At 66.1% G+C, this 13,547-nt stretch carries 11 protein-coding genes and 1 pseudogene; 6 read left to right on the plus strand and 6 right to left on the minus strand.

What is annotated here, in order from left to right; translation table 11 throughout:
- Nucleotides 1–150 precede the first annotated feature (150 nt).
- The 3 genes from ACRYA2_RS17005 to ACRYA2_RS17015 are packed head-to-tail and all read right to left on the minus strand — an operon-like array spanning nt 151 to nt 2,816.
- Nucleotides 151–534 carry a Zn-ribbon domain-containing OB-fold protein gene (locus ACRYA2_RS17005; RefSeq protein ID WP_433630703.1) on the minus strand — a complete coding sequence of 128 codons (384 nt, stop codon included), beginning with the start codon at nt 532–534 and terminating at the stop codon, nt 151–153.
- Complete coding sequence (locus ACRYA2_RS17010) at nt 531–1,682, minus strand: thiolase family protein (RefSeq protein WP_433630706.1); 1,152 nt, start codon at nt 1,680–1,682, stop codon at nt 531–533. Before ACRYA2_RS17010 ends, ACRYA2_RS17005 begins: the two co-directional genes overlap by 4 nt.
- Before the next feature lie 51 nt (nt 1,683–1,733).
- The gene (locus tag ACRYA2_RS17015) at nt 1,734–2,816 is read right to left on the minus strand and encodes an NADH:flavin oxidoreductase/NADH oxidase (RefSeq protein WP_433630709.1); all 1,083 of its coding nucleotides are present in this window, start codon (nt 2,814–2,816) and stop codon (nt 1,734–1,736) included.
- A gap of 118 nt (nt 2,817–2,934) precedes the next feature.
- On the opposite strand from ACRYA2_RS17015, the pseudogene ACRYA2_RS17020 reads away from it, so the two are divergent.
- A pseudogene (locus ACRYA2_RS17020) lies at nt 2,935–3,162 on the plus strand (DUF7504 family protein); the annotation flags it as partial.
- The gene (locus tag ACRYA2_RS17025) at nt 3,137–3,673 is read left to right on the plus strand and encodes a DUF7504 family protein (protein WP_433630939.1); all 537 of its coding nucleotides are present in this window, start codon (nt 3,137–3,139) and stop codon (nt 3,671–3,673) included. The pseudogene ACRYA2_RS17020 and the gene ACRYA2_RS17025, both read left to right, overlap by 26 nt.
- Nucleotides 3,674–3,691: 18 nt before the next feature.
- On the opposite strand, the gene ACRYA2_RS17030 is transcribed toward ACRYA2_RS17025, so the two are convergent.
- Nucleotides 3,692–4,462, minus strand: a complete 771-nt coding sequence (locus ACRYA2_RS17030; protein ID WP_433630712.1) for a hypothetical protein — start codon at nt 4,460–4,462, stop codon at nt 3,692–3,694.
- 477 nt (nt 4,463–4,939) lie between these two features.
- Between ACRYA2_RS17030 and ACRYA2_RS17035 the strand changes: the two genes are divergently transcribed.
- The 3 genes from ACRYA2_RS17035 (at nt 4,940) to ACRYA2_RS17045 (ending at nt 9,420) form a co-directional block, all read left to right on the plus strand.
- The gene (locus tag ACRYA2_RS17035) at nt 4,940–6,370 is read left to right on the plus strand and encodes an aldehyde dehydrogenase family protein (protein ID WP_433630715.1); all 1,431 of its coding nucleotides are present in this window, start codon (nt 4,940–4,942) and stop codon (nt 6,368–6,370) included.
- Between the two features lie 996 nt (nt 6,371–7,366).
- Nucleotides 7,367–8,581 (plus strand): Cdc6/Cdc18 family protein, encoded by a 1,215-nt coding sequence (locus tag ACRYA2_RS17040; protein WP_113275957.1) that lies wholly within the window; start codon nt 7,367–7,369, stop codon nt 8,579–8,581.
- A gap of 233 nt (nt 8,582–8,814) precedes the next feature.
- A complete protein-coding gene (locus tag ACRYA2_RS17045) occupies nt 8,815–9,420 on the plus strand; it encodes a plastocyanin/azurin family copper-binding protein (RefSeq protein ID WP_433630718.1) in 606 nt (201 codons plus the stop codon).
- A 221-nt stretch (nt 9,421–9,641) separates the two neighbouring features.
- Here the strand turns inward: ACRYA2_RS17045 and ACRYA2_RS17050 are convergent, their stop codons facing one another.
- Together ACRYA2_RS17050 and ACRYA2_RS17055 are read right to left on the minus strand one after the other, a co-directional pair.
- On the minus strand, nt 9,642–11,417 hold the full coding sequence (locus tag ACRYA2_RS17050; protein WP_433630721.1) for a GMC family oxidoreductase: 1,776 nt from the start codon (nt 11,415–11,417) through the stop codon (nt 9,642–9,644).
- Entirely contained in the window at nt 11,410–12,324 is a 915-nt protein-coding gene (locus ACRYA2_RS17055) for a gluconate 2-dehydrogenase subunit 3 family protein (protein ID WP_433630724.1), read from the minus strand. The genes ACRYA2_RS17050 and ACRYA2_RS17055 overlap by 8 nt, the downstream gene beginning before the upstream one ends.
- Before the next feature lie 280 nt (nt 12,325–12,604).
- Between ACRYA2_RS17055 and ACRYA2_RS17060 the strand changes: the two genes are divergently transcribed.
- Nucleotides 12,605–13,510, plus strand: coding sequence for a CARDB domain-containing protein (locus tag ACRYA2_RS17060; protein ID WP_433630727.1), 906 nt, complete (start codon nt 12,605–12,607; stop codon nt 13,508–13,510).
- Nucleotides 13,511–13,547: the final 37 nt, after the last annotated feature.

Consider the following 13,547-nt stretch of genomic DNA (forward strand, 5'->3'; position numbering starts at 1 on the left):
GGGAAATGTCGATAAAAGAATTTTTGTGAACTGGTGCCATCGAACGCACGAAGGCGGGGAGGTCTCACCGTCGATTCCCGAGATGCGGATAAAACGGCTCAGGCCGGTCTTCATCGCCGATTCGAACCGGGAGAGGCGAATGAACCGCGCTCAGGCCGGTTCGAATCGGTACCCGTCCCACTCCTGGCTTTCCTTCTCCCGGATGCCGGCGTCGGGGTTCCTGAGTTCATCGGCGTAGACGGGCCGCACCCGGTCGCCGATGTCGACCTCGGCGTCCTCGGTCAACTGGCCGATGGCGCGTACCGGTTCGCCGTCGACCGTGAACTCCACGATGGCGAGGGAGTTCGGCGAGCGAACGCCGGGCGGCGTGGCGGTGTTCGTCGTCCACGTGACGACTTCGGCGGTGCGGTCCGCGAGGTCGACGGTTTCGACCTGCGGTTCGGCACACTCCGGGCAGCGTGGGTGGTCCGGGTAGGTCAGGTGGCCGTTGGGACAGCGGTGCGCCTCGAACGTGGTGGACTCGTCCTCGCTCATGCTTCCTCCATGATGGTGGTGGTGACGCAGTTGCCGAACCCGCCGACGTTGCACGCCAGCGCGACCTCGGCGTCGACCTGGCGCGCGCCGGCGTCGCCGAGCAACTGCTGGTGGAGTTCGTACGCCTGTGCGACCCCGCTCGCGCCGAGCGGGTGGCCCTTCGACTTGAGGCCGCCGGAGGTGTTTATCGGGAGGTCGCCGTCGCGGTCGGTGATACCCTGCTCGACGGCCCGCCAGCCCTCGCCCTGGTCGAAGAAGCCGACCGCCTCGCTCTGGAGGAACTCCAGGATGGTGAACATGTCGTGGAGTTCGGCCACGTCCACGTCGTCCGGTTCGCGGTCGGCCATCTCGTAGGCGATGTCGCTGCTCTCGACGGCCGCTCCCATGACGGTGGGGTCCGTGCGCTCGTGGACGACGTGGGTGTCGGTCGCGCCCCCGACGCCAGAAATGACGGTGTACTCGTCGACGTACTCCTCGGCCGTCGATTCGGGACAGAACAGCAGCGCGGCGCTCCCGTCCGTGATGGGACAGAAGTCGTAGAGCCTGAGGGGGTCGGCGACGACGGGCGAGTCCATCACCGTCTCCAGGTCGACCTCCTTGCGGAACTGCGCGTGTGGGTTGTCGAGGCCGTTCCGGTGGTTCTTCACGGCGACCTTCGCCAGGCTCTCCCGCGGTGCGTCGTACTCGTGGAGGTAGCGCCGCGCCGTGAGGCCGGCGAAACTCGGGAGCGTGACGCCGTGCTTGTACTCGGCGGGATGGGTGAGCGAGGCGATGACGTCCGTCGCCTCCGCCGTCGTCCTGTGGGTCATCTTCTCGCCGCCGACGAGCAGCGTCAGGTCGCTCGCGCCCGAGGCCACGGACTGCCACGCGGAGTAGATGCCCGCGCCGCCGCTGGCGCTCGTCTGGTCGACGCGCTGGGTGTACGCCGGCATCGCGCCGAGGTCGTGAGCCAGCGCGTTCGGGACGCCGGTCTGGCCCTCGAACTCGCCGCTGGCCATGTTCGAGACGTACAGGTGGTCGACCGCCCGGGGCGAGACGTTCGCGTCGTCGAGACACGCTTCGCCGGCCTCCGCGAGCAACTCGCGGAGCCACGCGTCGCGCTCGCCGAACTCCGTCATCGACGCGCCGATGACTGCAACTCGGTCCATGCGGGCATCCACGGCACGCCGCGATTATAAACTTGAGATTTCCGGACGGCGTCAGACGGCGCGTCGATACTGCACGGGCCACTCCACGTCCTCGGCGTCCAGTTCCTGCGCGGCGCGGAGCGCGAAGTACGGGTCACGGAGGTGTTCGCGGCCGAGGATGGCGAGGTCGGCCCGTTCGTTGCGAATCAGGGCGTCGGCCTGCGCCGGTTCGACGATGCCACCGACGGCCCCGACCGGGACGTCGGCCTCCTCCCGGATGCGCTCGGCGTACGGCACCTGGTAGTTCGGCCCCGGATTGGGAATTTGCTGGTCCGGATGGAGGCCGCCCGCGCTCACGTCGACGAGGTCGACCCGGTCGGCGAGGCGGTCGGCGAGGCGCACGGAGTCGTCGACGGTCCACGACTCGCGGTCGGGAAGCCAGTCAGTCGCCGAGATGCGGACGAAGACAGGCTTGTCGTCGGGCCACGCTTCCCGGACCGCGTCGACGACCTCGCGGACGAGACGAGTGCGGTTCTCGAAACTGCCGCCGTACTCGTCCTCGCGGTCGTTCGCCGCGGGCGAGAGGAACTCGTGGAGCAGGTAGCCGTGTGCGGCGTGGACCTCGGCTATCTCGAAGCCGGCGTCGAGAGCGTACTCGGCGGCGCGGGCGAAATCCCCGACGAGCGTCTCGATGTCGTCGCGGTCCATCTCGGTCATCGTCGGTTTCGGCCTGTCGTACGGCCAGACGTCGGCGCTCGGGGTGAGCGTCTCGTAGCCGCCCTCGTCCCGCGCGACCGTCTCGCTGCCCTCCCACGGCGGGGTCTTGCTACCCTTCCGGCCGGCGTGGGCGAGCTGGATTGCCGGGACGGCTCCCTGACCGCGGACGAACTCCGCGACGGGCGCGAGCGCGTCGGCGTGTTCGTCGCTCCAGATGCCGAGGTCGTTCGGCGTGATGCGGCCTCGCGGCTCGACCGCGGTCGCCTCCGTCATCACGATGCCCGCCCCGCCGACGGCGCGACTCCCCAAGTGGACGAGGTGCCAGTCGGTCGCCAGTCCGTCCGGTTCGCAGGAGTACTGACACATCGGCGACACCATCACGCGGTTCGGGACCGTCGTCTCGCGGAACGTGCGGGGACTGAACAGGTCGTCGGTCATCACGTCACCGTAGTTGGTCGGGGATTGAAACCACCAGCACACGGGGAGAGGTTTGCCGGATTTTCGGCCGATACGGCACCCGAAGCCTTATTGCACGATACATCTACATATTTGATCGATGAGGAGTAGCGACGGAAACGCCCTCTCGTCGTCGGAGGCTGCCGTCTTCAGACGAACGCTCGCGGGGCTCAAGCGGCGAGGATGCGGCATCCTCCTCGTCGGGCCGAGATGTGACGACGCTCTCGACCGAGCGTGCGACCGTTTCCTCGGCGAATCACGCGAGCGACCGCAACGGCGACTGCTGGTGTGCACGGACGCGAGTGGCTGCGGCCGCCTCTCGAACCACTCCCACTATCCCTCCCCTAGAACGGGTTCGGAGACGGTCCGCGTCGTCGACCGGACGACCCGAACCCGGAGCGCCTCCGCTGCCGGAACGTCCGAGGCCGCAGGAACGCCCGACGCCGACGGAACGCCCGACGCCGACGGCGGTCAGGGTCACCGACGAGTCGCTACCCGCTCTCGACGACGCTATCGTCGAGTGTATCGACGAGTTCCGCGCGGTCAGCGGCGGTCTCGATCCGGCCGAACTTCGCGTCTGCGTCGACTCTGTCGTGCCGCTGATGGAGGAACACGGCGCGGAGGCGGTGTTTCGATTCCTGCGCGTGCTCACCGCACGCGTCCGTTGCGACGATGGGATGGGGCACTTCCACCTGCCGACCGACGTGAACTCGGACCTCGTCCGGACGCTGGCACCCGTCTTCGACGCCGTCGTCGAGGTCCGCTGCCGAAAGGGGTACGCGGAGCAACGCTGGCATCTGCAGGAACAGGACGTCACGACGCGGTGGCTGTCGCTCTGAGTGCGACGCGAGTCGCTTTCACTGACGCCGCCGGCCGGTCTCCGCCAGCAGCCACCGGTGACGTTCGACGAGTCGACTCGAAACCCGCAGGGCGTCCTCGGGCGCGCGGGTATCGAACGCTCGCAGGCGATCGAGGTCGTCACGGGTCAACTGTTCGAACAGCGCCGTGTCGAGCAGTCCGGCGACACCCGGCAGGTCGGCCTGGCCGTACAGGCGCTGTCGCCTGCGCTTTTTCCCCTCCGCGATGCGCTCGCCCGGATTCAGTGCGAGGTCGTACGCCCGGACCACCGGATACCACCCCTCCCGGACGGCCCGGCCGGTGTTGCGCGACGCGACCGTCTCCAGGCGTTCGTCGCGGTCCGCGAACCCCGTCGACTCGAGGGCGTCGACGAGCGCGTCGTGTGCGTCCAGTAGCCGCCGGAGGTCCTCGACGCAGGCGGAGGCTTCCTCGGCGACCGTCGACCGCAGGTTCCGTTCGACCGTCGAGTCGTACCTGTGGAACTTGCCGCGAGCGTCCTCCTCGAACGCTCTGGCATCGAAGTAGTGGTCGTTGATGGCGTCGAGCGCCGCCGTGTACGCTTCCGTCCGCTCGTCGACGGCCTCGCGCGCTCGCTCGTCTGGCACTGCTGAGAGGGAATCGGCGTCCAGTCCCGCCTCCGAGAGCGCGATGATGTTCCGGCCCACCTCCGAGAGCGACAGGAGATATCGCTCGCCCTCGTGGAGCAGGTAGTCGTGCCTGCCGTCGTTTCGTTCGATGACTCCCGGGGCCGTCCGGACGTTCGAGACCATCTCCTCGTCCGTGAGTTTCCGTAGCTTGTATAAATGTCTCACTCAGATTATCGTCGCCAATAATCGGACTGGGTCCGTCGCGTCGTACTCGGTCCATCCTACCCCTTACGCCGCTCCCTTCACCTCTTCTCCGTCACGTCGCGCCCGTCACACTTTTTCGTCCGTGCGGCGTCGAACGACACGACCGCGATAGCGGAAAACGGGGTCCTCGCCCGTACGACTCGGGCCCGAGACGAGAGAGAGGGCGACAGCGGTCCGACCCTGGAACAGGAGAGGGAGAGACGGCAATCCGACTTCGGGCCGACCGGACTCTGACCCCGAGCGTAGTGAGGGGGAACTGATCCAGCGTTCAGTTCGGAGACGGGAGCTCTCGACACGTCCGGACGAGCAGGGATTCTCGAACAGATTCGGGTACTGGAAGGAACATTAATCCGATTGTGAGTAAATGATTTACCGCAGGGGCACTAAAGTCGAAGTATGTCACAACGACCGATCCACCGGCGGGAACAGCTCTACGTCGACGGCGAATGGCGCGACGCCGACGACGTCCTCGAAGTAACCGACCTCGCCGACGGTGGCGTGTTCGCGGAGGTCGCCGCGGCTGACGGCGAGCAGGCCGACGCGGCGCTCGAGGCCGCCCAGCGAGCGCAGGTGGAGATGCGCGAGACGACTATCCCCCAGCGCGTCGAGTGGGTCGAGACCATCGCCGACGAACTGCTGGAGCGAAAGGACGAACTCGCGGAGGTCATCGTCCGCGAGGCCGGCAAGCCGATCTCCAGTGCGCGCGGCGAGGTCGACAGCGCCGCCGAGCGGTTCCGCCGCGCCGCCGAGGAAGCCCGCGACCTCAAAGGCGAGTTCCGCCAGGGGACCACCAGTGGACACGAGGGCTGGGAGGCCATCGTCAAACCCGAACCCATCGGCACCGTCCTGGCCATCACGCCGTACAACTACCCCCTCTCGACCACCGCCCTGGAGATCGCGCCCGCGCTCGCGGCCGGTAACTCGGTCATCCTCAAGCCCGCGAGCAAGACGCCCGTGAGTGCCGCCATCCTCGCGGACGTCGTCTCGAACCTGGACCTCCCGACGGGCGCGTTCAACTTCGTCCCCGGCCGCGCGAGCACCATCGGGGACCTGCTCGTCGGCGACGACCGCATCAACATGGTCACGATGACCGGCAGCAGCGCGGCCGGCAAGCACGTAGCCCGCGAGAGCGGCATGGTCAACCTCCACATGGAACTCGGCGGCAACGCGCCCGCGGTCACGTTCCCGGACGCCGACCTCTCCGACGTCGCCGGCTCCTGTGCGAAGGGGTCGTTCAAGTACGCCGGCCAGCGATGCTCGGCCGTGAGCCGGGTCGTCGCTCACGAAGACGTCCACGACGAAATCGTCGAGCGTCTCGAAGCCGAGGTCGACAGCTGGGTCGTCGGCGACCTCTTCGACGAGGAGACCCAGATGGGGCCGCTCATTAGCGAGGACCAGGCCGAGTGGGTCGAGGAACTCGTCGAGGACGCCGTCGAGAGGGGCGCGGACCTCGTGCGCGGCGGCGAGCGCGACGGACAGTTCTTCGAACCGACGCTGCTGGCGAACGTCCCGCAGGATGCCCGCATCGTCCACGAGGAGCAGTTCGGTCCCGTCGCTGCGGTAACGACCTTCGAGAGCGAGGAGGAAGCCATCGAGGTGTCGAACCGCGGCGACCTCGCGCTCGACGCCGCCGTGTTCACGTCGGACTACGACCGCGCGCGCCGCGTGGCCGACAAACTCGACGCCGGCGCGGTCCGCATCAACGGCGCGCCGAGTCACGGCATCGGCGACATTCCCTTCGGCGGCAACAAGGCCTCCGGCATCGGTCGGCAGGGCCTCCACCTGACCATCGAGGAGATGGTCCGACAGAAGAGCATCATCCTCTAACTGGCGACCGCCGCGCGGACCGTCGTTTTCGCTCTCTGTCTCATGCCCTCGCCTCCTTTCTCGTTTCTGTCGTTCGCCACCACCCCACCCCGTCGTTCCTCTGTCTTCCTGGCGGACGCGGAACCCCGTCGTCCCTGGGACCGTGTCCTCAGCAGGGTCGACCGCTCCGGCGGCGACCTCACCGACCGTCAGTTCGTCGCCGGTTCGGACGGCGTGGCTAGCCGACGGTTCGCACACACCGTCGTTCCTCTGTCTTCGAGAGGCCGGTCGGGGACGTTGGACCGCGTCTGGGCCTTTCTCGACCAGCGTCCCCCGATACCCCGAACGTCTTGCCGGCGAACGAACGCGGTTCAGACACAGGGGCACCATTTCCGAAGTTTCCTCTGTTCGTGGTGGTTTAAGTATACCCCCACCCCATCGTTCCTCTGTCTTCGCAGGTCGTACTGGGGAGGGCCAACGAGCGGGCGGCGGTGATCAGAACCGTTCGTGTGAAACGACCGACCGTCTCGGTTTATCTTCCGACTAAATAGATGAAATAGTCTTTTTCGACTAGTTTGCGGGTATTGTTTTCGGGGTGGTCTCTTCAAAGTTTCTACTACAAAGGCTCCATACCGTTCCCCATCCCTCCTTACTCGTCACACACAGCGGAACGAAGGGGTGGGGGTGTCTTTTAAGTCCTAGCTTCAGACGAATCACTGGAAACAGACGAACGGGTGGTGTGTCTCCGAATCATCTCGGGTCCGCGTCTTCCCTGGCGACGGTCGTCTGAACGTTCGGCGGTCTCCGTCAACGTGAAGTCACGGCGTCGAGGTGGGAACACTGTGTCGACGTCGGGTGTGCGTCGACGGAGACCGACGGAGTCCGCATCCACCGGCGCGGGGAAGTGATTCTCTGCCCGCTCGCCGTCGGCGCACCGTCTGACACACACGAATCAGCGGAATCAGCGGAACGGGTGGTTCGGAACCGTTATGAGCGTCCCCTGTTTCCGCCCAGGTAATGGGTTCGTTCGAATTCGTTCGAGAGCACTCTCCCTACAAGAATCGGGAAGCACTGCTGGACGACTACACGCCGGACACGCTCGTCGGACGCGACGACGAACTGGACGAGTACCACGGCGCGCTCCAGCCGGCCATCTACGGCGAACAGCCGGACAACATCTTCCTCTACGGGAAGGCGGGGGTCGGGAAGACGGCCGCGACGCGGTTCCTGCTCGACAAGCTGTCGGACAACGCCGAACAGTACGACGACCTCGACGTGGTGACCGAACTCGTCAACTGCGACGGTCTCAACTCGAGCTACCGGGTCGCGAGCCACCTCGTCAACATGCTCCGGGACCCCGCCAACCGCATCAGCGAGACGGGGTACTCGCGCTCGCAGGTGTACGAACTGATGTGGGACGAACTCGACGACCACGGCGGTATCATCCTGCTCGTGCTCGACGAGATCGATCACCTCAAGGACGACAGTATCCTCTACCAGCTCTCGCGTGCCCGGGAGAACGAGAACATCACCGAGGCCAGAATCGGTCTCATCGGCATCAGCAACGACCTCACGTTCCGGGACAGCCTCTCGCCGAAGGTCCGGTCGTCGCTCTGTGAACGCTCCATCTCCTTCTCGACGTACGACGCCAACGAACTTCGAGCCGTCCTCGAACAGCGCAAGGAAGTCGCGTTCAAGGACGACGTGCTCTCGGAGGACGTCATCCCGCTCTGTGCGGCGTTCGGTGCCCAGGAGTCCGGCGACGCCCGCAAGGCGCTCGACCTGCTGATGAAGGCGGGCGACCTCGCGCGGGAGGAGAACGCCGAACAGGTGACCGAGGAACACGTCCGCCGCGGTCGGGACCTGCTGGAACGCGAGCAGGTCGCGCGCGGCATCGCGGACCTGAACGACCACGAGCGCCTGGTCGTCTACGCGCTGGCGACGCTCGAAGCCGAGGACGAGACGCCGGCGCGCTCCCGCGAGATATACTCCCGGTACAAGGCCCTCTCGGAGGCTGCCCAGCGCGAGACGCTGACGGCGCGCTGGCTCCGCGAACACCTCGACGACCTCGCGATGCTGGGCATCCTCACGGTCAGCGAGATAAACGAGGGCTCCGCGGGCGGAAAGTACCGCGAGTACGCCCTCCAGCAGGACCTCGCGGTCGTCCTCGACGCGCTCGAGGAGACCCTCGAGGCGATGGGCGTCCACACCAGCGTCAAGGGATACGTCTGACCCCCACCAGACGACTCGCGCCGTCGACCTAACCGGCTTGCGCTATCCTTCCGACGACCCTTGCGCTGTCGGTCCAATTAGTCTCGTATCGTCGGCCCCACCGACGGGCGGCGTTATCTGCCGCTTACCCGTTCGAAACGTGAGTTTCGTCGTTCGTCTGCTCGATTACTCTCCGAACGATAACCCTCGTTTATTGTCTCGTCGGTGGTCTTCGATGGTGGTGTTCTGAGATGATGGACGAGAACTCACGCTCCGGTAGTAGCCAGTCACGCAGGCGCTTCCTCGCCGTCGCGGGAGGCTCGGTGTTCGGGCTCTCCGCGGTGTCGGCCGCACAGGAGACGACGACAACGACGACAGCGCAACAGGAACCCGCGACGTCGTTCAGCTTCGGCGGGCGGGTGCAAGCGTGGATGGGGCGCGAGCCACAGCGCCTCGCCGACCAGGAGAACCCGACGCTCCAGCTCCAGGCCGGGCGGGTGTACGAGGTGACGTGGGAGAACCTCGACGGCCAGCCTCACAACTGGGCGCTCCAGGACGATCAGGGGAACAACCTCTCCGTCATCTTCCCGGACGTCCAGACCGGCACCGCCGGTACCCAGACGACGACCACCCAGACGACGACCCCGGAGGGAACCCCCACCCAGACCACCGTTGAGACGGTCACGCCGCCGGACGACGCGATTTCGGTGACGGACACCCTCGCGGAGCAGGGAGCTACCCAGACGCTGCGGTTCGTCGCCACGTCCGATATCACCACGTACATCTGCACTATCCACCCGACGACGATGGTCGGCGACGTGGAGATTCAGGACGGTGGGGGCGGCGGTGGCGGCAACTAAACCAACGGAGACGTGTCCGACGGTAGCTAAACCGTCGATTCCGTCGTCCGTCGGTCGAGAGCGGTGACGCCGGTTCGACGACGGAGATGGCAGGCGACTTCGACGGGAGTAACAGAGACGACGGGGACGACCGGCGACGTCGTCGGGAGTGACGGAGACGACCATCCCGTTTTCGAGAGAAAATAGTTTTCCAGAGAAAACAGTCTTCGAAAGAGAAACCGCTAGTCGAGCATCCGCGGGCGCTTGAAGTACTGCTTCATTCCGTCTGCGGCCCGGTACGCCAGTGCGCCGACGGTGCCCGTCGGATTGTAACCGCTGTTGTGGGCGAACGCCGACGCGCCCGGGATGAACAGGTTCTCGGCGTCCCAGCACTGGAGATACGAGTTGACGACCGAGATATCGCTGTCCGGACCCATTATCGCGCCGCCGGTGTTGTGCGTCGACTGGTACGGCCGGATGTCGTAGTTCTCGTTCTGACCCTCGACCTTCTTGCTATGCTGCATCTTCGTCGGATTCATCGCCTCCATGATTTCGGCGCAGCGTTCGCCCTCGAACTCGGCGAGCTTCCGGTCGTTCTCGGTCCAGTTGAACGTCATCCTGAGCAGCGGGTCGCCCCACTGGTCGGTGTAGTTCGGGTCCAGGTCGAGGTAGTTCGTCCGGTGCGGCATCACGGCGCCCTGTGCGGAGATGCCGACGGAGCTGTTGTGGTACTTCAGGCTGGCGCGCTTGAATTCCGAACCCCAGCTCCGGTCGAGGTCCGGCGGCGAGGCGTTGTTCGCGATGGGTCGCTTGCCGGTCTGGGTGATGGCGATGTTGCCGCCGTGGATGAAGTCGAGGTCGGTGTGGTCGAAGTTGTTACCGTTCCAGTCGTCGGCGGCCGCGCCGAGCGCGCCCGCGCCCATGTAGAGGTTCCACTCCTCGTCGTCGAAAAAGCCCGTTGCGCTTCCGCCGAAGTTCTGGTAGCAGTAGTTCTTCCCGACGTTGCCGCTGTCCTCGGGGTTCTCCGGGTCGTACGGCTCCCCGATACCGGACAGCAGGAGTAGTTTCACGTTCCAGAGCGCGTACGCCGTGAGTGCGACAGTCTCCGCCGGCTGGATGTACACCGTGTTGTCGCGGGTGTCGACGTACTTCACGCCGGTGACGCGGCCCTGCTGTTCGTCGTACTGCAGCCTGCGCACGTCGCAGTGGGTCCGGAGCTCGAAGTTCCCCGTCTCCTCGGCGACGGGAAGGACGGTCACGGTCGGGTCGGCCTTCGCGCCCCACTCGCAGCCGAACCGTTCGCAGTATCCGCAGTACTGACACGGTCCCCGGGCGACACCGTCGGGGTTCGTGTACGGTTCCGAGAGGTTGGCGGACGGGGCCATGAACGGGTGGTTGCCCTGACTCGCCGCGGCGTCCATGAACCGCTCCAGGACCGGCGTCGTTATCATCGCCTCGGTCGGATAGTCTATCTTGCGCGGTCCCTCGAACGGGTTCCCCTCGTCCTGGATGTTGCCTTCGATGTTGCCGGCGTTCCCCGAGATGCCGGCCATCTTCTCGAACTCCCGGTAGTACGGACGGAGCTCCTCGTACGTGATGCCCCAGTCCTGGAGCAGCATGTCGTCGGGAATCTTCTCCGGCCCGTACCGGTCGAGCGTCTTGGACCGTATCTGGAAGTCGTACGGCAGGAACCGCCACGTCTGGCCGTTCCAGTGGACGCCCGCCCCGCCGACGCCCTTCCCCGGCAGGAACGACCCGAGCTGGCGCATGGGAAGCGCCTCCTCGTCGGGGTCGAGCCGGAACGTCAGCGTCCCCTTCGAGAGGTCCTGGAACATCTCGTAGCGGAGCGCGTACCGCAGCTCGTTGTGCATCGTGAGGTAGTCGTCGGGGCTCCGATCGCGGCCGCGCTCGATGCTGACGACCTGCTTGCCGTCCTCCGCGAGCTCCTTCGCGACGATGCCACCCGTCCATCCCGCGCCGACGGTGACGACGTCGACGGGGTCGAGTCGCTCAGGCATCGGTGTCCTCCTCGACGTCCCCGTGCACGTCGTCGGGGTTCTCGCCCTCGAACTCGTACCGCGGGCCGTGGTCGTGGTTGTGGACGGCACCCTGGCTCTGATCCTGGTTCCCGCCCTCGCTCGCGCCGGTCTCGATGCCGACCGACTCCACGTCGTCCTCGACGCTCCGCGGCGGGATGCGGATGAACTCTCCGCGGTCGATGAGTTGCTTGTAGCTCCCGAGCGCTCCCGGCGACCCGGGGAACCGCTTCAGCTTCCAGCCGACCATCTCGCGGTTGCCCTCGTACATCGGGTCGCAGTACATCCCCTCCAGCACGTTCCGCCGAAAGAGCGTGAAGAACTCCTGCGGCTTGATGGACTGGAACGTGTCGACCTCGTTCTCCTGGACGGCCAGCAACACCTCGTCCTGCTGCTCGGCCGACAGCTCGATGAAACTGCTGTCGTACTCCTCGCTCGTGTACTCCTCTATCCACTCGACGGCGAACCGGTACACCTCGCGCGGAACGAGATTCGACTGCCATCCTTGGTTGGGAATCGCTCCCTCGTATCGGTTGACGAACGGCGGCTCCATGTACCACTTGTCGCCTGCACCCCACTCGCTGTCGAGCTGGTGGTCGATAAAGTAGAGTACGCCGGCCTCGACCGCTCCCGGCCCGTACTCGTCGGACGGTACGATGCGCGACGCCATCGCCTGTACGACCCGAGCCTCGTCGACGTCGAGATACTTGAGTCCCTCCTCGTCGACGCCGGCGTCGTCGTCCGCCTGCTGTCGTTTTCGCTGTTCCCCACGAGCGACGTCCGCCGCCTGTCCCGCGAGTAGCATGGCCCCGCCTGCGAGCCCCGAGTTTCCGAGGAACGCGCGACGGGAGAAGTCGAATCGAGCGTCGTCCGGTGGTTCGTTGGTCATCGTTTCCCCCGCACCTTCGACCAGAGCCACCGAATAGTAACTAACGACCGTTGGTAACCGTTCACGCGGTATCGCCACCTTTCCGAGGTGAAACCCCTGCCGAACCTCGGTGTTGCAGACATCGCCTCTCGCGACCGACGCTTTGGTCGACGGACGAGACTCGCTGGGTCGACGGAACGAGACCCGCCGGGCCGACCACCGACCGTAACGCCAGCGTATGGCCCCGAACAGCGCGAACGGTCGCCTCGTTTAACGACGAAAGCGGCGTACGTACGTCGGTATGAACGTCCAGCAGTTCGGCGTGTTCCTCGCGGTCCTCGCGCTCGTCGCGGCACCCGCCGCTGGGACGACGGACGCCTCCGAACGGAACGGTTCGGCATCCGTCGACGTCGTGAGCGAACGCAGGGCACAAAATACGAACCAGACTAACCAGACGAACGCCACGTTCGAACCGGTCCAGTTCACCGACGAGCGGGTGTCGTTCGCGGACACGGAACTACTCGTCGAGAGCGGATTCCTCACGCTGCGAAACGGAACGTTGACGCTGTTCGTGAAGACCGGGACGCTGTCGGCGGGCCCGACGGACGCGAGGGTGACCAACCTGCGGCTCGTCCTCGGGAACCGAATCAGCGCGGCCGAGGCGAGCCGAGTCCGCCAACAGTTGGCGCAGGGTGACGCGGGTACCATCGACGTCCCCGACGGCGTGCGTAACGTCCAGTTCCTGTACGGCTTTCTCGCGGTCGAGAGCCGCTACGGGACGCTGTTGCAGGACGCGGACCAGCAGGTGACGCTCGGCGAACCGACCCGGCTGTCGCAGGGGAACGCCACCGCGGGTCCGGAGGAGCCGGGATTCCGGGTGACGAACCTCTCGGCGCCCGACACCGTCTCCGTCGGTGAGTCGTTCGAGGTGACGGCGGAACTCACCAACCCCGGCGACCAGTCCGGCGTCGAGCAGGTCTTCTACGCGTTCGGCGGCGTCGTCGTCCAGCGACAGACGGTCGAACTCGCCCCCGGCGAGTCCCGCACGGTAACGTTCCAGGTCAGGTCGGGTCAGATTCCTGGCGAACCGGGCGTGTACACGCACAGCGTCCGGGCCTTCGACAGCGAGCAGTCGGCCCAGATTCGCCTCACCGACGGTGGGAACAACAGCACCGCCAGTAGCGTCGCGGGCGACGTCGCCGCGTAACGCCGACCTCCCCGGACGTCCGCCCCGCCAGAGCTAA

The organism is Halomicrococcus pelagicus (assembly GCF_050954125.1).